Genomic DNA, 18,607 nt, shown 5'->3' on the forward strand with positions numbered 1-18,607 from the left:
CATGACTGCGTCGACCATGTCGGCACCCCGATTCAGGCCTACTGCGACTTGCTGGAGGTGCGCTGGCTGCTGTCCGAGCATGCCGGGGCCGACGTCGGCGACGAAACGGCGCTGGCCGCACTTGCCCGACACCGCCACGTCCCCACCGATTCGGCAGCGAAGATGGGCGTCGCCGAGGCCCCTACCAGCGCGTTTCGCAGGATCGAACCGAAGTCGACTTCCGCGGCGAGCGGTGACTCCGCGCTGGAAGGGAGCGATGAAGCTGGTCACACCCGTGGCGGACCGACCGGTCCACCCCCGCCCGGATGAGACAATGGGATGTAATCCCGCCCAATTTCGCCGTAGGACAGATGCGCCCGATGACCGACACGATCGATTCCGAAGACCTTGCCGTCTGCCTCCGCGTGCTCGAACAAGCCGCCGGACTCGACATCGACCATCCCGATTCGGTGACGGTGCAGCGCGCCGTCGGCCACATGTTCAAGAAGCACAAGCAGCGCCGCCGCAACGCCGCCCGCGACGCGATCTCGGCGGCCGACAAGGCCGTCATCGCGGCGACCGCGACCGGTTCGCCCGACCGGATCGATGACGAAACCGCAGGTATACCCCTGAAGTCCAACGCGCCGGGCGCGCTCGCCGGGCGGCTGATCCGGCCACGGCCGTGCTACATCTGCAAGACCGATTTCGTGGACGTCGACGCGTTCTACCACCAGCTCTGCCCGGACTGCGCGGCCGAGAGCCACGCCAAGCGCGATGCCCGCACCGACCTCACCGGGCGGCGGGCGCTGCTCACCGGCGGGCGCGCGAAGATCGGGATGTACATCGCGCTGCGCCTGCTGCGCGACGGCGCGCACACCACGATCACCACCCGCTTCCCCAACGATGCGGTTCGACGGTTTGCCGCGCTGCCAGACAGCGCTGACTGGCTGCACCGCCTGCGCGTCGTGGGGATCGACCTGCGCGATCCGGCGCAGGTTGTGGCACTGGCCGACGAGGTCGCCGCGCAGGGCCCGCTCGACATCCTCATCAACAATGCCGCGCAGACGGTGCGCCGCTCCCCCGGCGCCTACTCCGCGCTCGTCGGCGCCGAATCCGAGCCGTTGCCGGCCGGCGTGATTCCCGATGTCATCACCTTCGGCAAGCCGGCCCTCGAGCACCCGTCCGCGCTGACTGCCGCACTACCCGACAACCTGCCCGCCTCGGTGGCCCAACTTGCGATGGTCGCGAAATCTGCTTCCCCCGAACGCATTTCGCAGGGCATCGCCATCGACGCCGGCGGACTCGTTCCCGACCTCGCGCACACCAACAGCTGGGTGCAGACGGTCGGCGAGGTGGACGCGACCGAACTACTCGAGGTGCAGCTGTGCAACTCGGTGGCGCCGTTCATCCTGATCTCCCGGCTGCGCCCGGCGATGGCCGCCGCGGACGCGCGGCGCAAGTACGTGGTGAACGTGTCCGCGATGGAGGGTCAATTCGGCCGCGGATACAAGGGCCCGGGCCACCCGCACACAAATATGGCGAAGGCTGCGCTGAACATGCTCACCCGCACGAGTGCGGGCGAGATGCTCGAGCAGGACGGGATTCTGATGACAGCTGTAGACACCGGCTGGATCACCGATGAGCGCCCGCACTACACCAAGATGCGCCTGGCCGACGAGGGCTTCCACGCCCCACTCGACCTGGTCGACGGGGCGGCGCGGGTGTACGACCCGATCGTGCAGGGCGAAATCGGCAACGACCTGCACGGGTGCTTCCTGAAGGACTACCGCCGCGCCGCCTGGTGACCCGATAATCGCCATGTAACGGCTGGTCCCCCGGTTGTGCATGTTCGGGGGGTACGCCCGCGCAATCGTGGGTAGCTTCCAGTCATGGGCCAGGATGTCGAACTGCGGAAGTTCAGCCGCAAGGACCGACAGCGCTTCCGCGTAAAGGTGCAACAGTGCCTCGACGTGCTCGCGTCGATGCTCGCAGATGGGCATTTCGAGGTCGCCGAGCCGAAGATCGGCATGGAAGTCGAGCTGAACCTGGTCGATGAGGCGATGCAGCCCGCAATGGCCAATGCCGAAGTGCTCGACGCCATCGCGAACCCGGACTTCCAGACCGAACTCGGCCAGTTCAACATCGAGATCAACCTCGCGCCGCGGCCTTTGCGTGGCGATCACATCCGCGACCTCGAGCGCGATGTCCGGCGGTCGCTGAACTCCGCCGACGAGCGGGCCCGGTCGGTGGGCAGCCGGCTGGCGATGGTCGGGATGCTGCCGACGCTGACCGAGCAGCAGTTCGAACACAAGTGGATCTCGGCGAATGCCCGCTACGACCTGCTGAACCAGCAGATTTTCGCGGCACGCGGCGAGGACATCGAGCTGAGCATCCCCGGCGTCCGCCTTCCGGGACAATCGCAGGCCGACGAACTGTCGGTCATCTGCGACACGATCCTGCCCGAGGCGGCGTGCACGTCCGTCCAACTGCATCTCCAGCTGGCGCCGGAGAGTTTTGCCGCGCACTGGAACGCGGCGCAGGCCCTCGCCGGCGTACAGGTCGCGCTGGCGGCCAACTCGCCATTCTTCGCGGGACGGGCACTGTGGCACGAGACCCGGATCCCGATGTTCGAGCAAGCTACCGACACCCGCCCGCCCGAACTCAAGAACCAGGGCGTACGGCCCCGAGTGTGGTTCGGCGAGCGGTGGATCACCTCGATCTTCGATCTGTTCGAGGAGAATTCGCGCTATTTCCCCGCCCTGCTGCCGATCTGCGACGACGAGGATCCGCGGGCGATGTTCGACAGCGGCGAGGTGCCCTCGCTCAGCGAACTCAAGCTCCACAACGGCACCGTGTACCGCTGGAACCGGCCGATTTACGACATTGCCGACGGGCGCTATCACCTACGTCTCGAGAACCGCGTCCTGTCCGCGGGGCCGTCGGTGATCGACACCCTCGCCGACGCCGCCTTCTACTACGGCACGCTGCGCTCGTTCGTCGATGCCGACCGCCCGGTGTGGACCCAGATGTCATTCGATGCCGCCAACGAGAACCTGCATTCGGCCGCGCGTAGTGGATTCTCCGCACGGTTGTACTGGCCCGAGGTTGGCTGGGTCAGCCCACAGGAACTGGTGCTGCGCAGGTTGCTGCCAATGGCGCACGCCGGGCTGGAGGCACACGGTGTGTCGGCGGCGGTCCGCGATCGCTATCTCGGTGTCATCGAGGGTCGCGCGCTGCGCCAGCAGTCCGGTTCAGGCTGGCAGCGCGAAGCGGTTGTAGCCCGGGAACGCGCAGGTGACAGCCGGGAACAGGCGCTGGCCGGGATGCTGGCGGACTATCTTGTGAATATGCATCACGGCGACCCGGTGCACACGTGGAGCTGGTGATCGGATGGGTTATCGGCTGCTGGTCGATCTGACTGTCCTCGCCCACTTCCTATTCCTCGCCTACCTGGTGGTGGGTGGATTCCTCGCGTGGCGGTGGCGGCGCACGATCTGGTTCCATATTCCCGTCGTGGCATGGGGGTTCAGCACGGTACTGATCGGAATCGACTGTCCGCTCACATATTTGGAGAACTGGGCGCGGGAGCAGGCGGGCATGGCGGGTCTCCCCTCGTCGGGCTTCATCGATCATTACCTGACCGGGGTGATCTATCCGGAGAGCGCGTTGGGCCTGGTCCGGCTCCTGGTGCTGACCTGTGTGGTCACGTCGTGGATCGGCTATGTCGTGCTCGGCCAACGACACTCGCACCGCCCGCTCATGCCAAAGTAGCGGCGTGGACCCATTCGCCGACCATCCCGGTTACCTCGCCGCGACGCTTCCGGTCCGGGCATTGGCGGTGGAGTCGGTTGCGGCCTTCGCAGACGCTGCCGACCGCTATCGCGCGGCGGTATCGATGCCGGCACGGCCGAGCACCCTTCGACTGGACCGGATCACCGCCTCGTTTGCCTCGGACCGGTTGCTACGGATCGACGGTGCGCCGGTCTCCGGGTTCGCAGAGCTGTCCGGGTTTTTCGCAGCCGCGGACGGCTGGGTCCGCACGCATGCGAATTACCCGCACCACCGGGATCGGCTGCTCGCGGTGCTCGGACTCGATGCCAGTGCAGACCGCGAAACGGTCGCGCGGCGGATCGAGGAGGGCACCGCCGCGCAACTCGAGGACGGGGCAGCCTCGGCCGGAGCGATCGCCGTTCGGGTGCGGACCGAATTCGAATGGGCGGCAAGCGAACCGGGGCAAGCGGCTGCACACCTCCCGCCGCTATTGGCGACCGTTCGCGAGGACACTTCGGACCCGGCCGCCGTTACAGGCACGACCGCCGAGCTGCCGCTCACCGGAGTCCGGGCGCTCGACCTCACCCGGGTGATCGCCGGGCCGACGGCCACCCGTGCACTCGCGCTGCTCGGCGCGGACGTGCTGCGTATCGATTCACCCGAGCTGCCCGAGATCGCCTGGCAACACCTGGAAATGGGCCAGGGAAAGCGGAGCGCGCTCCTCGATGTGCACACCGAAGCGGAACGCGCGCTCGAACTTGTCGCCGGCGCCGATGTCCTGGTCACCGGATACCGGCCCGGCGCACTCGACGATTTCGGCGTACAGGCCGTTCGCGCGCGGCCGGGCCTGGTCCGCGCCCGGGTCAGCGCGTGGGGTACGACCGGCCCCTGGGCGGCTCGGCGCGGCTTCGACAGCATCGTGCAGGCGGCCAGCGGGATCGCGCTCATCGAGGGCGACGGGACACCGGGCGCGTTGCCCGCCCAGGCCCTGGACCACGCGACGGGATACTTCCTGGCCGCCGGCGTACTCGATGCCCTGACAGGGCGACTCGCTGATCGGCACGGCCGGGATGTGGACGCATCGCTGGCGAGAACCGCGGCCCGACTACTCGCTGATCCGGCCCGCACGCCCGACCATCGCGCGGCGGCGTTGCCCAGCGACGACATCCTGATCACGAACGGTCGAATCCGCACGGCCAGGCCGGTGCTACCCGAATACGACGACTATCCCGAACCCGCTTCTCCCTGGGGCAGCGATGCCGCAACATGGCGGGGTAACCGAAACGGGAGGGCGGTAACACGGTGAGTATCGACAATGGCGTCTACGACCGGATCGGGTCCGGGTGGTGGGACGAGGACAACCCGCTCAACATGTTGCAGGGCAGCATGACCCCCGCACGGTTCGACTACTTCGCCTCGGTGATGCGCGACCACGGTCGCTCGCCGGACGGTTTGCGGGGCCTCGATGTGGGGTGCGGCGGCGGCTTCATGTCGGAACGCTTCGCGCGCGCCGGCGTGACCGTGCTTGGCATCGATCCGTCGGAGGTGTCGTTGGCCACCGCACGCAAGCATGCGGAAACAAATGGACTGCCCATCGAGTACCGCACCGGATTCGGCGAAGAATTGCCCGTCGACGATCAGGCATTCGATATCGCCTTCTGCTGCGACGTGCTCGAGCATGTGAGCGACCTCGACAAGGTCATCTCGGAGACCGCGCGCGCACTCAAACCCGGCGGGCTGTATTTCTTCGACACTATCAACCGGACGTGGGCGGCGAACCTGCTCATGATCAAGCTGATGCAGGACTGGCGATTCACCCGAGTTTTCGACACCGCGATCCACGATCCGACGATGTTCATTACGCCGAATGAGCTCTCGGAAGCTTTGCGGCGCAACGGTTTCGTCGTATGCGAGTTCGTCGGACTCGCACCGCACACGGCGAACCCGCGGATCGCAATCGACTTCCTTCGCACGCGAATCGGCCGCCTGAGCTTCGGCGAGTTCAGCCGGAGACTGCACTTCGGAAAGACGAAGAGCACCGCGGCGTCCTACATGGGCTACGCGGTGCGGATCGCCGACTGACCGGACGGGGTCGAGCGCGCGGCCCGGCGTGAACGCCGTCTGCGTAAAGTTGTCGGCAGTCAGGAGCGGAGCCGGCGGAGCGACCACCTGCACAGCACACCGGGAAAAGGGACATATATGCGGCGCAGCCTCAACACCCTCGGAGCACTGACAGCAGCGGCAGCGATCGTCCTGGCGCCGGCGTCGGTCCCGGTCCTGTTCGTGCCGGCCGCGGCCACCCCCATCAGTTCCGTCGCCACCGGGGTCGCTGGCGCGCGCATCGCCCTCGACGGCACCGAGAACACCCGCACCCTCGCCGGGTTCCGCACCGTCGACGGCGCTGTCGTACGTGCGCACCGAGTGCTGCGCTCTGACGACCTCGCCGACCTCAGCCCGGCCGATCTGGTGCGGCTACAGGACCAGCGACTCGCGGTCGTGGTGGACCTGCGCACCGGGCTCGAGCGCGCCTTCTCCCACGACAAGGCGATTCCCGACACCCGCGCCGAGTGGTTCGACGTGCTCGGCGCGCTGCCGCCGACCGCATTGATCGACCTCGCCTCGAGCTACCGCGCGTTTGTGACCGATCCCGGTGCCCGGCGCGCGATCGGCGCGACGCTGCACACCATCGTGGCGACCTCGACGGACGGCAAGGCCGTGCTGTACCACTGCTCGGCCGGCAAGGACCGCACCGGCTGGACGACCGCCGTGCTGCTCACGATCCTCGGCGTGGATCGTGCGACCGTCGAAGCGGACTTCCTGGCCAGCAACGCCTACCGGAACAGCACGCCCGCTGACCCGTTCAATGGCGTGAACATCGACTGGTTGCGCGCCGCGTTCGCGCAGGCGGACGAAACCTACGGCAGCTTCGACAATTACGTTCGCGACGGACTCGGGCTGACCGCAGCCGATATCGCGAGCCTGCGTACCGAACTGCTCGAACCGGCGTCCGGCGGTAAGTAGCGGATCACGGCGCCGGCGCCGGGACCACTTCGATGTTGAAGTTGGCGGTCCCCTGGGAAAGCTCGGTGACCGTCGCCTTCGCGCCGTAGGTCTCGCCGCCCCCGACCACCGTGCACGTTATGGTCGCGCCAACCTCGGCGGGGAGATCGCTCGGGCAGGTCACGCTGTCAATCTGACGCCCCGCCATCGTCAATTGCTGCGTGATCTGGCCCTCCACATCCGGCGCCGCGACGCTTTTGTCGTCGGTGCCACACGCCCCGAGCGCGCCGAGTGCCACGGTCGCGAAGACCAACGCCAATCCGAGCCTTGATCGTGCCGACATCCGATTCACCTTCGATCAATCGTTGGTTGGCCGAACCCGTCCAGGTTCGCACACCGCGCACCACACCGGACCCAAACTCGACCGGTCCGTGCACCCGCCCCCGAATCGGTTGCATGATGGGACGGTGGCCAAACTGGTGCTCGATGTCGACACGGGTATCGACGACTCACTCGCACTGGTCTTCCTGCTCGCCAGTCCGGACGCCGAGATTCTCGGTATCGCAAGCAGCGCGGGCAATGTCGGAGTGCAGCAGGTGGCCGCCAACAACCTGGCATGGCTCGACGTATGTCAGGCACCCCCGATCGAGGTCACGGTCGGCTCCCCGGTCCCATTGGTGATTCCACTGCAGACGACCGAGGACACCCACGGGCCACAGGGCATCGGATATGCCGAACTGCCACCGTCGTCGCGGCCACTCTCGGCCCGCTCCGCCGCGGACATGTGGGCCGACCTCGTGCGGGCCAATCCCGGCGAGGTCACCGGCCTGGTCACCGGCCCGCTGACCAATCTCGCACTGGCACTGCGTATCGAGCCCGAACTCCCCCACCTGCTGCACCGGTTGGTCGTGATGGGCGGCGCCTTCAACTACGCGGGAAACACGACACCGACCACCGAATGGAACATCTCGGTCGACCCCGAAGCGGCCAAGGTTGTTTTCGATGCGTTCTCGGTCGTACCCGCGGAACGGCGGCCGATCGTGTGCGCGCTGGATATCACCGAGCGGATCGAAATGACCGCCGAGCACCTGAAGCGCCTCGGCGTCCGGGCCGGAAGTATGCCCGAGGAACGGGTCCACGAGGCGGACGCCGATAACGTACGGTCCGCAGCGAGCAATCCCGTGGTGCGGCACCTGTCCGACGCCGTCCGGTTCTACATGATGTTTCACCGCCAGCAGGGGCTCGGGCATATCAGCCACATGCACGATCCATTCGCTGCCGCGGTCGCGCTCGACCCGTCGCTGGTACAAACCCGCCCTGCCACTGTCGACGTCGAGTTGGTAGGGACGCTGACCCGGGGCATGACCGTGGCCGACTGGATGGGCATGTGGGGCCGCGACCCGAATGCCGATATCGCTTGGCGCACGGACCCTGAGGCGTTCTTCGATCTACTCATCGAACGGGTCGGAGATTTCGCCGCACGCCTGTACCCACCGGAGGGAGCGCGACTATGACCACAGACGACGCAACGGATCGGTCCGGGGAAGCCGAGGCGGTTACCGCATTCTGGCGCGGGCTCGGCTTGCCCGGAATCGTCGATGTACATACGCATTTCATGCCCGAACCGGTGATGGCAAAGGTGTGGGCATACTTCGAGGACGGCGGACCGCTGATCGGTGGGCCCTGGCCGATCACCTACCGCGACGACGAGCTGACCCGTCTGAACCTGTTGCGCGAGTTCGGTGTTCGCGCGTTCACCTCGCTGGTCTACCCGCACAAGCCGGGCATGGCAGAGTGGCTCAACGCGTGGTCGGCGGAGTTCGCCGCCCGTACTCCCGGCTGCCTGCAGACCGCGACGTTCTTCCCGGAGCCGAATGCGCTGTGGTACACCACCGCCGCCATCGAGGCGGGCGCCCGCGTCTTCAAGGTGCATCTCCAGGTCGGAAACTACAACCCGGCGGACCGGGATCTCGATGACGTGTGGGGGCTGCTCGAGGACAGTGGCGTGCCGGTCGTCATCCACTGCGGCTCCGGCCCCGTTCCGGGGAAGTTCACCGGTGTCGAACCGATGCGGGCGCTGCTGCACCGGCATCCCGATCTGCCGCTGATCATCGCGCATCTCGGCAGCCCCGACTTCGTCGAGTTCCTCGACCTGGCCGAGGAGTTTCCCGCCATCTACCTCGACACAACGATGGTGTTCACCGACTTCAGCGAGCGGATGGCGAACTTCCCCACGAGCGAACTGGACCGGCTCGCCGATTTCTCCGACCGGATTCTGTTCGGCAGCGATTTCCCGAACATCCCCTATCGCTACCTCGACGCGCTCACGGCGCTGCCGGGCGCCGAACTTGGCGAGGACTGGCTGCGCCGGGTCTGCTATCACAACGGCGCGGAGCTGTTCGCGCTGCACGAAAACTAGGCTGTGCGCGAAAACTAGAACACGTTCTTGCTCTGGCGCACGGAGCGTGCAAAGCTCTGCCCATGGACCTCGAGGCGATCGAAAGCATCCGGCAGCTCAAGTACCGCTACTTCCGCTCGCTTGACCTCAAGCTGTGGGACGAGTTCGCCGACACCCTCACCGAGGACGTCGACGGGGCTTACGGCACGAAGGTCTATGACAAGCCACTCAACTTCACGGGCCGCGACGAGGTCACCAAGTTCATGCGCGAGAACATCACCGAAACGATGCTCACTGTGCACGTGGCGAACCACCCCGAAATCGAGGTCGACGGCGATACCGCCACGGCCTCTTGGTGTTTCGAGGACACCGTGATTGTGCCTGAGTACCGCGTCAAGATCCGCGGCGCCGGCTACTACCGCGACAGCTACCGCCGCGACGCCGACGGCAAGTGGCGCATCAGCAAGATCGGCTACACCCGGATCTACGAGGCGATGGAGTCGCTCGACGACACCCCGAGCTGGAAGCTGCTGCACCCGGCGTCGTAAGGCCGCGCCGTCCCACTTTGCGAACGGAACTTGCGTTGCGTTGGGCGGAGTGAACGGAAGCGTTCACTCCGTCTAACGCAACAAATCTTCCGTTCACGGCAGTCATCGGGGTGCGCTCATCCACAGGGCCTCAACCATCCACAGCTCAAAATTGCGGCACCGCTAGTTGTCGAACGCGTCCAAAATCTCCTGCGCCGCAAGCGCCGCGGTAAGCGAACCCTCGCGCACCCGCTGCTCGACGTCGGACCGGATCTCCTTGACCCGCGGGTTGTCCGCGAGCCGGCGCAACAGCTGATCGTTGACCATCGTCCAGGTCCAGTCGACCTGCTGACGGCGCCGGTTCTCCTCGAACTGTCCGGCTTCGCTGAGCACCTCGCGGTGCCTAAGAACGGTGTCCCAGAACTTGTCCAGGCCGTCGCCTTCGAGTCCGCTCATGGTGATCACCGGCGGGCGCCACAGCGAGTCGCGCGGATGGATCAGATGCAGCGCGCCGGACAGCTCGCGCGCCGCCGACTTCGCCTCGATCAGATGCTTGCCGTCGGCCTTGTTCACCGCCACGAGATCGGCGAGTTCGAGCACGCCCTTCTTGATGCCCTGCAGCTGATCGCCGGTACGGGCCAAGGTGAGGAAGCAGAACACGTCAACCATGTTCGCGACCGTGACCTCGGACTGCCCGACGCCAACCGTCTCGATCAGGATCACATCGAATCCGGCGGCCTCGAGCAGCACGATCGTCTCACGGGTCGCCTTCGCGACACCGCCGAGCGTGCCGGCCGTCGGGGACGGGCGGATGTAGGCCTTCGGGTTCACCGACAGCCGAGCCATCCGAGTCTTGTCACCGAGGATCGAACCACCAGTGCGCGTACTCGACGGATCCACCGCGAGCACCGCGACGCGATGGCCCTTGTCGATCAGGTACTCGCCGAGCGCATCGATGAACGTCGACTTGCCGACGCCCGGCACACCGGTGATACCCACCCGGTGCGCGGTCGGACGGTCGGGGCCGTCGGCCATCAGGTCGAGCAACAGCCGCTGCGCCGCCTCGCGATGATCAGCACGGGTCGACTCGATCAGTGTGATCGCACGCGCCAACCCGGCACGCTCGTTCGAGCGCACTGCCTTGGCGAGCGCCTCGACGTCGACCGGGCGACGCTTGGCCGCCGCGGCCGCCGGGAGATCCCCGGAACCGGCTGCCGGCCGGTCACCCATCGGTGGCGTCGTGACCGAGCTGCTTGCCGAGCTTCTCCAGCAGACCGATGGCGGCGTCCGCGATGACCGTTCCCGGCGGGAAGATCGCGGCCGCACCTGCGGCGTAGAGCTCGTCGAAGTCGCCCGGCGGAATGACTCCACCAACCACGATCATGATGTCGTCCCGGCCCACCTGTGCCAGCGCTTCGCGCAACGCCGGCACCAGGGTGAGGTGACCCGCCGCCAGCGACGAGACTCCGACCACGTGCACGTCGTTGTCCGCAGCCTGCGCCGCCACCTCTTCCGGGGTCTGGAACAGCGGTCCCACGTCGACGTCGAAGCCGAGGTCGGCAAACGCCGTGGCGATCACCTTCTGGCCGCGGTCGTGACCGTCCTGGCCCATCTTGGCGACGAGCACGCGGGGGCGACGACCCTCTTCCTCGCCGAACTTCTCGACGAGTTCGATCGCCGTGGCGATGTTCGGGGACTTGCCCGCCTCATCTCGGTACACGCCGCTAATTGTCCTGATCTCGGCCTGGTGCCGCCCGTAGACCTGCTCCAGAGCGTCGGAAATTTCACCAACGGTGGCCTTGTGGCGAGCAGCCTCGATGGCGAGGGCCATCAGGTTGTTCTCCATGCCGCCCTCGGACGATTCCGCGGCACGCGACAGGTTCGCCAGTGCGGCCGCGACAGCGTCCGCGTCGCGCTCGGCGCGCAGGCGCTCGAGCTTCTCGATCTGCTCGCGGCGGACCTTCGAGTTCTCAACCTTGAGGACCTCGATCGAGTCGACCTCGTCCGGGATGTACTTGTTGACACCGATCAGGGTCTGTCCACCGGAGTCGATACGCGCCTGGGTGCGGGCGGCGGCTTCCTCGATGCGGAGCTTCGGGATGCCCTCGCCGATCGCCTGCGCCATACCGCCGGCTTCCTCGACCTCGGCGATGTGGGCGCGGGCTCGCTCGGCGAGCTGATGGGTCAGCCACTCGACGTAGTACGAGCCGCCCCACGGGTCGATCGGGCGGGTGGTGCCGGACTCCTGCTGCAGCACGAGCTGCGTGTTGCGCGCGATGCGAGCGGAGAAGTCGGTCGGCAGTGCGATCGCTTCGTCGAGTGCGTTGGTGTGCAGCGACTGGGTGTGACCCTGAGTCGCAGCCATCGCCTCGATGCACGTACGCGCGACGTTGTTGAACACGTCCTGCGCGGTGAGCGACCAGCCCGAGGTCTGCGAATGCGTACGCAGCGAAAGCGACTTCGAGGTCTTCGGGTCGAACTTCGCGACGAGCTCGCTCCACAGCAGGCGGCCCGCGCGGAGCTTGGCGACCTCCATGAAGAAGTTCATGCCGATGCCCCAGAAGAACGAGAGGCGCGGCGCGAACTTGTCGATGTCGATGCCCGCGTCGAGACCGGCGCGGATGTACTCGAGACCGTCCGCGAGCGTGTATGCCAGCTCCAGGTCGGCCGTCGCTCCGGCCTCCTGAATGTGGTAACCCGAGATCGAGATCGAGTTGAACTTCGGCATGTACGTCGAGGTGTACTCGAAGATGTTCGAGATGATCCGCATCGACGGCTTCGGCGGATAGATGTAGGTGTTGCGGACCATGAACTCTTTCAGAATGTCGTTCTGAATCGTTCCGGCCAGCTTCTCCGGCCCAACACCCTGCTCCTCCGCGGCAACCACGTAGAGCGCGAGGATGGGGAGAACGGCACCATTCATGGTCATCGACACCGACACCGAACCGAGATCGATGCCATCGAAGAGCTGGCGCATGTCCAGGATCGAGTCGATCGCGACACCGGCCATACCGACGTCACCCTGCACGCGCGGGTGGTCGGAGTCGTAGCCACGGTGGGTGGCGAGGTCGAACGCGACCGACAGGCCCTTCTGACCGGACGCGAGGTTTCGGCGGTAGAAGGCGTTCGACTCGGCTGCGGTGGAGAAGCCGGCGTACTGCCGGATGGTCCACGGCTGGTTGACGTACATGGTCGGGTACGGACCGCGCAGGAACGGAACTTCACCCGGGAAGGTGTCGAGCGGGTAGCCCTGCGCCGCAGCCTCTTTGCGGTCCGCGTCGGTGTAGACCGGCTTGACGTCGATGCCCTCGGGCGTCGTCCAGACCACCTGTTCGGTGGTGTAGCCGTTGGCCGCGGCACCCGCGTCAATATGCGCGGAGGTGTCGGCGGCGGTCGGCGCGACCGGCGCGGGGGCGGCCGGATCGACCAGTGGAACCTCGGCGAAGCTGCCGATGGCGTTGTGCACCGTCGTCATTGTCAGGCTCCCAACTTCTCGAGCAGCTCGGTCAGCGACGCGACGGCGTCGATCTTCATGGTGAGGTAGCCGTCCGGCTTCTGTTCCGCGTCGGCGAACGCCTTCTCCGGTCCGGCGAGCAGCACCTCGCGGACACCCGCGGCACGCAGGGCGGCAACCGCCGCCGCGCCCTCCACGCCGTAGGCCTTGTCGGTGCCGCACAGCACGGCGATCGACGCTCCGGACTCCGCAGCAGCGGCGCCGAGCGCGTCGAGCGCGGTGGCTCCGGGGTTGATCGCCTCGATACCGCCCGACGCGAGCAGGTTGGCCGCGAAGGTGGTGCGCACGTTGTGCTCGGCCACCGAGCCGAGCGGGGCAAGGAACACCTGTGGGCGAGCGCCCTTGTTCGCGAGGTACGCGTCCGAGCGATCGCGCAGATCCTCGAAGTCCTGCGCGTAGCGGGCCACGCCGGGCAGGCGGCCGTCAGCCGCAGGAACAACCGGCTCACCCAGGTTCGGGAACTCGTTGATACCGGTGAGCGAGGTCTTGCGGTGCGCGATATCGGCACGGCGGCGAGCCGCGGTGCTCGAGATGCGGTCACCGATTACGCCCTTGGCGAGCGCTTCGGTGTAGCCACCGGCAGCCTCGATCTGCTGCACGAACTCCCACGCCTCGGCGGCGAGGTCGGTGGTGATCGACTCGATGAACCAGGAGCCACCAGCGGGATCCAGCACGCGGCCCAGGTGCGACTCTTCGAGCAGCAGCAGCTGGATGTTGCGGGCGATGCGCTGGGAGAAGGACTCCGTGACATCGAGCGCGCCGGCGGGCAGCGCGGCATCAAACGGCAGCACCGTGACGGTGTCCGCGCCACCGACACCGGCGCCGAATGCGGCGAGCGTGGTACGCAGCATGTTCACCCACGGATCGCGCTGCGACATCATCGCGGCCGACGTGACCGCGTGCTGCGGGGCGCCACCGGACTCGGGGGCACCGACAACCTCGGCGACGCGGGCCCAGACCTGACGGGCAGCGCGGAACTTGGCGATCGCGGTGAACTGGTCGTCGGTCGCGGCGAACCGGAACGAGAGCTGGCCGAGTGCGGCCTCAACGCTCAGTTCGCCCGCAGTGAGCGTGCGCAGGTAGTCCAGGCCAGCAGCGACAGCGGCACCGAGTTCCTCGGCGTCGGAGGCACCGGCGTTGTGGAACACGGCGCCGTCGACAGTGATCGCACGCACGGTCTCGGCGCGATCGTTGGCGGCGGCGGCAAGTGCGACGAGCGCCGCCGTGTCGATCGAGTCGACGCCAGCGAAGCGATCGGTCAGCGGCGAGGCACCGAGGTCGATCTTGATGTCGGCTCGGTCGGCGACTCCGTCGACACCAGCGGCGCGCTCGTCGAGCAGCGCGTAAACCGCGGCGGCGGCGTCGACGACATCGGCACCCGCATCGAGGATGAGCGGCGCCAGGTCGAGCAGCACCCCGTTGAGGGCGGTGCCGAGATCAGCGACAGGGACTCCGGCGGAACCGGCGGCGAGCCACAGCGCGCTGACGCCGTTGTTCAGGCCGTCGAGCACGAGACGGTTCACCGCGGCGGCACCGGCGCCGGAGGTGCCGTCTCCGGCACCGACGCCGGAGGTGCCGTCTCCGGCATCGCCTTCGGCCGCGCCGTAGCGCGCACCGACGAACCAGCCCTGGTTCACGTCACGCAGACCGTCGCGGCCGCGGATGAAGGGGAACGCGCCAGGCAGAGTCGGCTCGGCGAGTTCGTCGTGCGGGGTGTAGAGCGGCGCGACAGTGACACCGTCGTAGGTGATGACGTCGAGCAACCGCTCGGGCTCGGCCGGCAGTTCGCTCGGATCCACCTTGCGCGACTTCGCCAACACCGCGCCGACGGCTTTCCGCCAGCTGGCATAGGCCTCGTCCCGGCCAGCGTCGTGCCCTGATGCAATCGGCATTGCTGAGCTTCCTCTTCCACTCGAATCGTGGCTGTGATTTCCGCGCAGTCTCTGGGCCCGTGTGGCCCGCGACGCTTGGATGTCCAATGATGCTAACCGCCCGTACGGCCGCGCTTTTCGGATGGTTGCGGTACTCACGGGTAACCTCCTTCCTCATGCGCACGAAAGCCGATCCGAAGCTGCTGGCCGGGGTCGCCGCCCTGGTGGCCGCCATCGCCATCGCGCTCGTCGTGCAGCACCCGGACGCGAGCCGCATCGAGGACTGGGTCCGCTCATTCGGCCCCGCCTTCCCAGTGGTGTTCTTTCTGCTGCACGCGGTGGTCACCATCGCGCCTTTCCCGCGCACCGTTTTCACGCTGTCCGCCGGACTGCTTTTCGGCCCCTGGGTAGGGGTTGGCCTGGCAGTTTCCGCCACCACGGTCAGCGCAGTGCTCGCACTGTTACTTGTACGAGCGCTCGGTCGGGAGGCGGTCTCGGCACGGTTGACCCATCCGGTGGTCCGGGCGGTCGACGTGCGGCTGGCACGCCGCGGATGGCTGGCCGTGGGCTCACTGCGCCTGATGGCTCCGGTGCCCTTCTCGGTGATCAACTACTGCTGCGCGGTATCGTCCGTCCGGTTGGTCCCATACACGCTTGCGACGCTGGTCTGTGTGATTCCCGGCACAATCTCGATCGTCGTGCTCGGAGCGGCGATCACGGGCGATGCACATCCCGCGATGTTCGTGGTTTCGGCCGTGTGCCTCGCGCTCGGCGCGGCCGGCTTGGTGCTGGACTCGCGCCTCGAGGCGCCGACACTCCCTACCGAGCAGACTGGTTCCGATCCGATTCAATCAAGTTCCCAAGCTTGATTTATTAAAATCAAGTCATACCACTTGATACTTTCATATCAAGCATTTACGCTTGATCCATGTTCGTGCTCACCGTGGACCAGCAACGTTCCCGGAAGGAACCCGACCGGGTCGAAGATCTGCTGAACGACCTGCCACCGGTACCCATGGTGCGCGGCTTCGAGCGCACCGCCGGCGATGAGGTCCAAGGCGTCACCGACTCCCCCGCGGCGGTCATCGAGCTCGCACTCGACCTCACCCGCCGCGGCCACTGGAGCATCGGAATTGGCATCGGAGAAGTCGAGGAGCCATTGCCGGCGTCCACCCGCGCCGGTCGTGGGCCCGCGTTCGAGGCGGCCCGAATCGCCGTCGAGCGCGCCAAACGGGCTCCCGCCAAGGTCGCTGTGGAAGGTCGTGACGCGTCCGCCGCGGCCGACGCCGAGGCGGCGCTCACCCTGCTCGCACTGCTCGTAGCTCGCCGCTCCGAACAAGGACACGCCGCGGTGGCCTTGATGCGCACTCACGCGAATCAGTCGGTGGCCGCGGATACCCTCGGCATCAGCAATCAGGCGATGTCCCAACGACTGTCGGCGGCCGGCTGGCAGGCCGAGGGTCCGGGGCGGTCGCTGGCCGTCAAACTGCTGACCGAAGCGGGAGCCACATGAAGACCGGCATGAACATTGCCGCATTGATACTGCTTGGCCTGACCGCCGTCGCGCCATTGGCCTTGCGCCACCGCCGGATTCCGCTCTGGGTGTCCCCCATCGTCACCGCGATATTCGGCGCCGCCGCGGCAATACTCGCCAGCTACGGCTCTCCCGCCAAAGGCTTCGCGGTCGGGGCCACCGTCGTACTGAGCGTTGCTGCGGCTACCCTCGGAGGGCTCCCGTTCGCGCCGTTCGCATTCCGCATCGCCCGGCGACAGCGCGATTTCGCCAACGGAGACGTCGCCGAACCCGGCCCGCTGCGCGGCGGGCAGATGATCGGCGTCTTCGAACGCCTCGCGATCGCGATCACCATCCTCGCGGGATGGCCGGAGGGCATCGTGGTCGTGCTCGGCGTCAAGGGCCTCGCCCGCTACCCCGAATTGCGTGAACCGAAAGCCCATGCGCCCGAGCAGTTCATAATCGGCACGTTCGCCAGTGTCCTGTGGGCGCTCGCGATGGGAGGCATTGGCCGAGGCCTCCTCACCTAGCACTGTTCACCACTCCTCACCGCGCACCTTTTGCCGCGCCCGCGCACACCTGGGCGTGCGCGATTGCCCGAAAAGTGCGCGCTGACAGCGAGCCTCGGCGACCGCGCACCCCGAACAGTCCGCGCCACTGCAACCGTCACCGCGCACCTATTGCCGTGCCCGCGCACACCTGGGCGTGCGCGGCCACACGAAAGGGTGCGCGTCGAGGGTCCGCAGATACGCCGAAGGCCCCCAACGGTGTTGGGGGCCTTCGGTATGTACGGAGTCAGCTGGTGGGCGGCACCTGCTCCGGCGGCTGCTGCTCGGCGGGAAGCTGCCCCGTCGGCAGATGCTCCTGCGCGGGCTGCTGCCACCCGACCGCCTGCTGCTGCGGCCGGTTCTGCAGCGCTGACGCGTGCGTCGGGTTGTCGACCGGTGTGCGCGCGTCGGCTTCGGCGGCACGCACCGCTCGCTCGATCTCCGGATCGGTCGAGGTGTCGAACCAGTCCGCGACCTCGGCCGAATCATCCTCGGGCCTCGGCAGATCCGCACCATCGTCCGTCGGTTGGTAGCGGAACACACCGTCCTCGGACTTCGCGCCGAGCGTCTGCGCGAAACCCTTGAGCGCGTCGCCGAAGTCGCTCGGCACCAGCCACACCTTGTTCGCGTCGCCCTGCGCCATCTGCGGCAGCGTCTGCAGGTATTGGTAGGCCAGCAGTTCGGGCGTGGGCTTGCCCGCCTTGATTGCGGCGAACACCTTCTCGATGGCCTTTGCTTGACCCTGCGCCTGGAGGTACTTGGCGGCGCGTTCACCCTGCGCCCGCAGGATGCGCGACTGCCGCTCGGCCTCGGCAGCGAGAATCGCAGACTGCTTCGCGCCCTCGGCGGACAGAATCTGGCTCTGCTTCTGACCCTCGGCGGTCTTGATCGATGCCTCGCGAACACCCTCCGCGTTAAGGATCATCGCGCGCTTCTCGCGGTCCGCCTTCATCTGCTTTTCCATCGACTCCTGGATCGACGGCGGCGGGTCGATGCTCTTCAGCTCGACTCGCGCAACGCGCAGACCCCAGCGGCCGGTGGCCTCGTCGAGCACGCCGCGCAGCTGTCCGTTGATCGAGTCGCGGGAGGTCAGCGTCTCTTCGAGCGTCATGCCGCCAACCACGTTGCGCAGCGTGGTCACCGTGAGTTGCTCGACGGCAGCGATGTAGTTGCTGATCTCGTAGACCGCGGCCTGCGGGCTGGTCACCTGGAAGTACACGACGGTGTCGATGTGCAGCGTCAGGTTGTCCTGAGTGATCACCGGCTGCGGCGGGAACGTCACAACTCGTTCGCGCAGATCGACTTTGGCGCGGATCCGGTCGACGAACGGCACCAGGAAGGCAAGCTGTCCCGATATCGTGCGGGAGTAGCGGCCGAGCCGCTCGATTACCGCCGCCTCCGCCTGCGGCACCAACGCGATCGACTTGAATACGACGATCGCCACCAATATGACGACGACGATCAGCACTATGAGCGCTGCCATTAC

At 67.0% G+C, this 18,607-nt stretch carries 18 protein-coding genes; 13 read left to right on the top strand and 5 right to left on the bottom strand.

The features are described from left to right. From A8G08_RS14710 to A8G08_RS14740, 7 genes are all read left to right on the top strand, one after another. Positions 1–309 (top strand): DUF4032 domain-containing protein (locus A8G08_RS14710; RefSeq protein ID WP_157108587.1); only part of this gene is annotated, 309 nt, incomplete at its 5' end. Positions 310–350: 41 nt separating this feature from the next. Beyond that, a complete protein-coding gene (locus tag A8G08_RS14715; protein WP_187344469.1) occupies positions 351–1,784 on the top strand; it encodes an SDR family NAD(P)-dependent oxidoreductase in 1,434 nt (477 codons plus the stop codon). Between the two features lie 84 nt (positions 1,785–1,868). After that, positions 1,869–3,365: a glutamate-cysteine ligase family protein gene (locus A8G08_RS14720; protein ID WP_068275328.1), complete on the top strand. Its 1,497-nt coding sequence runs from the start codon at positions 1,869–1,871 to the stop codon at positions 3,363–3,365. A gap of 4 nt (positions 3,366–3,369) precedes the next feature. Continuing rightward, positions 3,370–3,750, top strand: a complete 381-nt coding sequence (locus A8G08_RS14725) for a DUF2784 domain-containing protein (protein ID WP_068275330.1) — start codon at positions 3,370–3,372, stop codon at positions 3,748–3,750. 4 nt (positions 3,751–3,754) lie between these two features. Further along, positions 3,755–5,056: a CoA transferase gene (locus A8G08_RS14730; RefSeq protein WP_068275333.1), complete on the top strand. Its 1,302-nt coding sequence runs from the start codon at positions 3,755–3,757 to the stop codon at positions 5,054–5,056. Continuing rightward, on the top strand, positions 5,053–5,832 hold the full coding sequence (gene ubiG / locus A8G08_RS14735; RefSeq protein WP_068275336.1) for a bifunctional 2-polyprenyl-6-hydroxyphenol methylase/3-demethylubiquinol 3-O-methyltransferase UbiG: 780 nt from the start codon (positions 5,053–5,055) through the stop codon (positions 5,830–5,832). Before A8G08_RS14730 ends, ubiG begins: the two co-directional genes overlap by 4 nt. Positions 5,833–5,949: 117 nt before the next feature. Then, positions 5,950–6,771 (top strand): tyrosine-protein phosphatase, encoded by an 822-nt coding sequence (locus tag A8G08_RS14740; RefSeq protein ID WP_068275338.1) that lies wholly within the window; start codon positions 5,950–5,952, stop codon positions 6,769–6,771. Between the two features lie 4 nt (positions 6,772–6,775). On the opposite strand, the gene A8G08_RS26740 is transcribed toward A8G08_RS14740, so the two are convergent. After that, entirely contained in the window at positions 6,776–7,093 is a 318-nt protein-coding gene (locus A8G08_RS26740; RefSeq protein ID WP_084436278.1) for a DUF4333 domain-containing protein, read from the bottom strand. Positions 7,094–7,217: 124 nt separating this feature from the next. Between A8G08_RS26740 and A8G08_RS14750 the strand changes: the two genes are divergently transcribed. From A8G08_RS14750 to A8G08_RS14760, 3 genes are all read left to right on the top strand, one after another. Further along, on the top strand, positions 7,218–8,264 hold the full coding sequence (locus A8G08_RS14750) for a nucleoside hydrolase (protein WP_068275340.1): 1,047 nt from the start codon (positions 7,218–7,220) through the stop codon (positions 8,262–8,264). Beyond that, positions 8,261–9,169 (top strand): amidohydrolase family protein, encoded by a 909-nt coding sequence (locus A8G08_RS14755; protein WP_068275341.1) that lies wholly within the window; start codon positions 8,261–8,263, stop codon positions 9,167–9,169. Before A8G08_RS14750 ends, A8G08_RS14755 begins: the two co-directional genes overlap by 4 nt. Positions 9,170–9,231: 62 nt before the next feature. Continuing rightward, the gene (locus tag A8G08_RS14760) at positions 9,232–9,696 is read left to right on the top strand and encodes a nuclear transport factor 2 family protein (protein ID WP_068275342.1); all 465 of its coding nucleotides are present in this window, start codon (positions 9,232–9,234) and stop codon (positions 9,694–9,696) included. Positions 9,697–9,858: 162 nt separating this feature from the next. On the opposite strand, the gene meaB is transcribed toward A8G08_RS14760, so the two are convergent. The 3 genes from meaB to A8G08_RS14775 are packed head-to-tail and all read right to left on the bottom strand — an operon-like array spanning position 9,859 to position 15,081. Beyond that, positions 9,859–10,905 carry a methylmalonyl Co-A mutase-associated GTPase MeaB gene (meaB, locus tag A8G08_RS14765; RefSeq protein WP_068275345.1) on the bottom strand — a complete coding sequence of 349 codons (1,047 nt, stop codon included), beginning with the start codon at positions 10,903–10,905 and terminating at the stop codon, positions 9,859–9,861. After that, positions 10,898–13,150 carry a methylmalonyl-CoA mutase gene (gene scpA / locus A8G08_RS14770; RefSeq protein WP_068275348.1) on the bottom strand — a complete coding sequence of 751 codons (2,253 nt, stop codon included), beginning with the start codon at positions 13,148–13,150 and terminating at the stop codon, positions 10,898–10,900. Before scpA ends, meaB begins: the two co-directional genes overlap by 8 nt. 2 nt (positions 13,151–13,152) lie before the next feature. Beyond that, the gene (locus tag A8G08_RS14775) at positions 13,153–15,081 is read right to left on the bottom strand and encodes a methylmalonyl-CoA mutase family protein (protein ID WP_068275350.1); all 1,929 of its coding nucleotides are present in this window, start codon (positions 15,079–15,081) and stop codon (positions 13,153–13,155) included. Between the two features lie 155 nt (positions 15,082–15,236). Between A8G08_RS14775 and A8G08_RS14780 the strand changes: the two genes are divergently transcribed. Genes A8G08_RS14780 through A8G08_RS14790 form a run of 3 tightly spaced genes read left to right on the top strand, consistent with a single transcriptional unit; the run spans position 15,237 to position 17,103 of the window. Next, positions 15,237–15,929, top strand: coding sequence for a TVP38/TMEM64 family protein (locus A8G08_RS14780; protein ID WP_068275352.1), 693 nt, complete (start codon positions 15,237–15,239; stop codon positions 15,927–15,929). A 59-nt stretch (positions 15,930–15,988) separates the two neighbouring features. Beyond that, entirely contained in the window at positions 15,989–16,573 is a 585-nt protein-coding gene (locus A8G08_RS14785) for a hypothetical protein (protein WP_068275355.1), read from the top strand. Between the two features lie 8 nt (positions 16,574–16,581). Further along, positions 16,582–17,103, top strand: a complete 522-nt coding sequence (locus A8G08_RS14790; RefSeq protein WP_068275369.1) for a hypothetical protein — start codon at positions 16,582–16,584, stop codon at positions 17,101–17,103. A gap of 265 nt (positions 17,104–17,368) precedes the next feature. Here A8G08_RS14790 and A8G08_RS14795 read toward each other — a convergent pair whose 3' ends face one another. Continuing rightward, the gene (locus A8G08_RS14795) at positions 17,369–18,604 is read right to left on the bottom strand and encodes an SPFH domain-containing protein (RefSeq protein ID WP_068275358.1); all 1,236 of its coding nucleotides are present in this window, start codon (positions 18,602–18,604) and stop codon (positions 17,369–17,371) included. Positions 18,605–18,607 lie beyond the last annotated feature (3 nt).

The sequence above is a fragment of the Aldersonia kunmingensis genome, from assembly GCF_001646865.1.
Lineage (GTDB): Bacteria > Actinomycetota > Actinomycetes > Mycobacteriales > Mycobacteriaceae > Aldersonia > Aldersonia kunmingensis.

Excerpts from the sequence above, each read along its gene's own strand:
- A8G08_RS14715 (WP_187344469.1), top strand. The coding sequence starts at position 351 with ATGCGCCCGATGACCGACACGATCGATTCCGAAGACCTTGCCGTCTGC.
- A8G08_RS14720 (WP_068275328.1), top strand. The coding sequence starts at position 1,869 with ATGGGCCAGGATGTCGAACTGCGGAAGTTCAGCCGCAAGGACCGACAG.
- A8G08_RS14725 (WP_068275330.1), top strand. The coding sequence starts at position 3,370 with ATGGGTTATCGGCTGCTGGTCGATCTGACTGTCCTCGCCCACTTCCTA.
- A8G08_RS14740 (WP_068275338.1), top strand. The coding sequence starts at position 5,950 with ATGCGGCGCAGCCTCAACACCCTCGGAGCACTGACAGCAGCGGCAGCG.
- A8G08_RS26740 (WP_084436278.1), bottom strand. The coding sequence starts at position 7,093 with ATGTCGGCACGATCAAGGCTCGGATTGGCGTTGGTCTTCGCGACCGTG.
- A8G08_RS14755 (WP_068275341.1), top strand. The coding sequence starts at position 8,261 with ATGACCACAGACGACGCAACGGATCGGTCCGGGGAAGCCGAGGCGGTT.
- A8G08_RS14760 (WP_068275342.1), top strand. The coding sequence starts at position 9,232 with ATGGACCTCGAGGCGATCGAAAGCATCCGGCAGCTCAAGTACCGCTAC.
- meaB (WP_068275345.1), bottom strand. The coding sequence starts at position 10,905 with ATGGGTGACCGGCCGGCAGCCGGTTCCGGGGATCTCCCGGCGGCCGCG.
- scpA (WP_068275348.1), bottom strand. The coding sequence starts at position 13,150 with ATGACGACGGTGCACAACGCCATCGGCAGCTTCGCCGAGGTTCCACTG.
- A8G08_RS14775 (WP_068275350.1), bottom strand. The coding sequence starts at position 15,081 with ATGCCGATTGCATCAGGGCACGACGCTGGCCGGGACGAGGCCTATGCC.
- A8G08_RS14780 (WP_068275352.1), top strand. The coding sequence starts at position 15,237 with ATGCGCACGAAAGCCGATCCGAAGCTGCTGGCCGGGGTCGCCGCCCTG.
- A8G08_RS14785 (WP_068275355.1), top strand. The coding sequence starts at position 15,989 with ATGTTCGTGCTCACCGTGGACCAGCAACGTTCCCGGAAGGAACCCGAC.
- A8G08_RS14790 (WP_068275369.1), top strand. The coding sequence starts at position 16,582 with ATGAACATTGCCGCATTGATACTGCTTGGCCTGACCGCCGTCGCGCCA.
- A8G08_RS14795 (WP_068275358.1), bottom strand. The coding sequence starts at position 18,604 with ATGGCAGCGCTCATAGTGCTGATCGTCGTCGTCATATTGGTGGCGATC.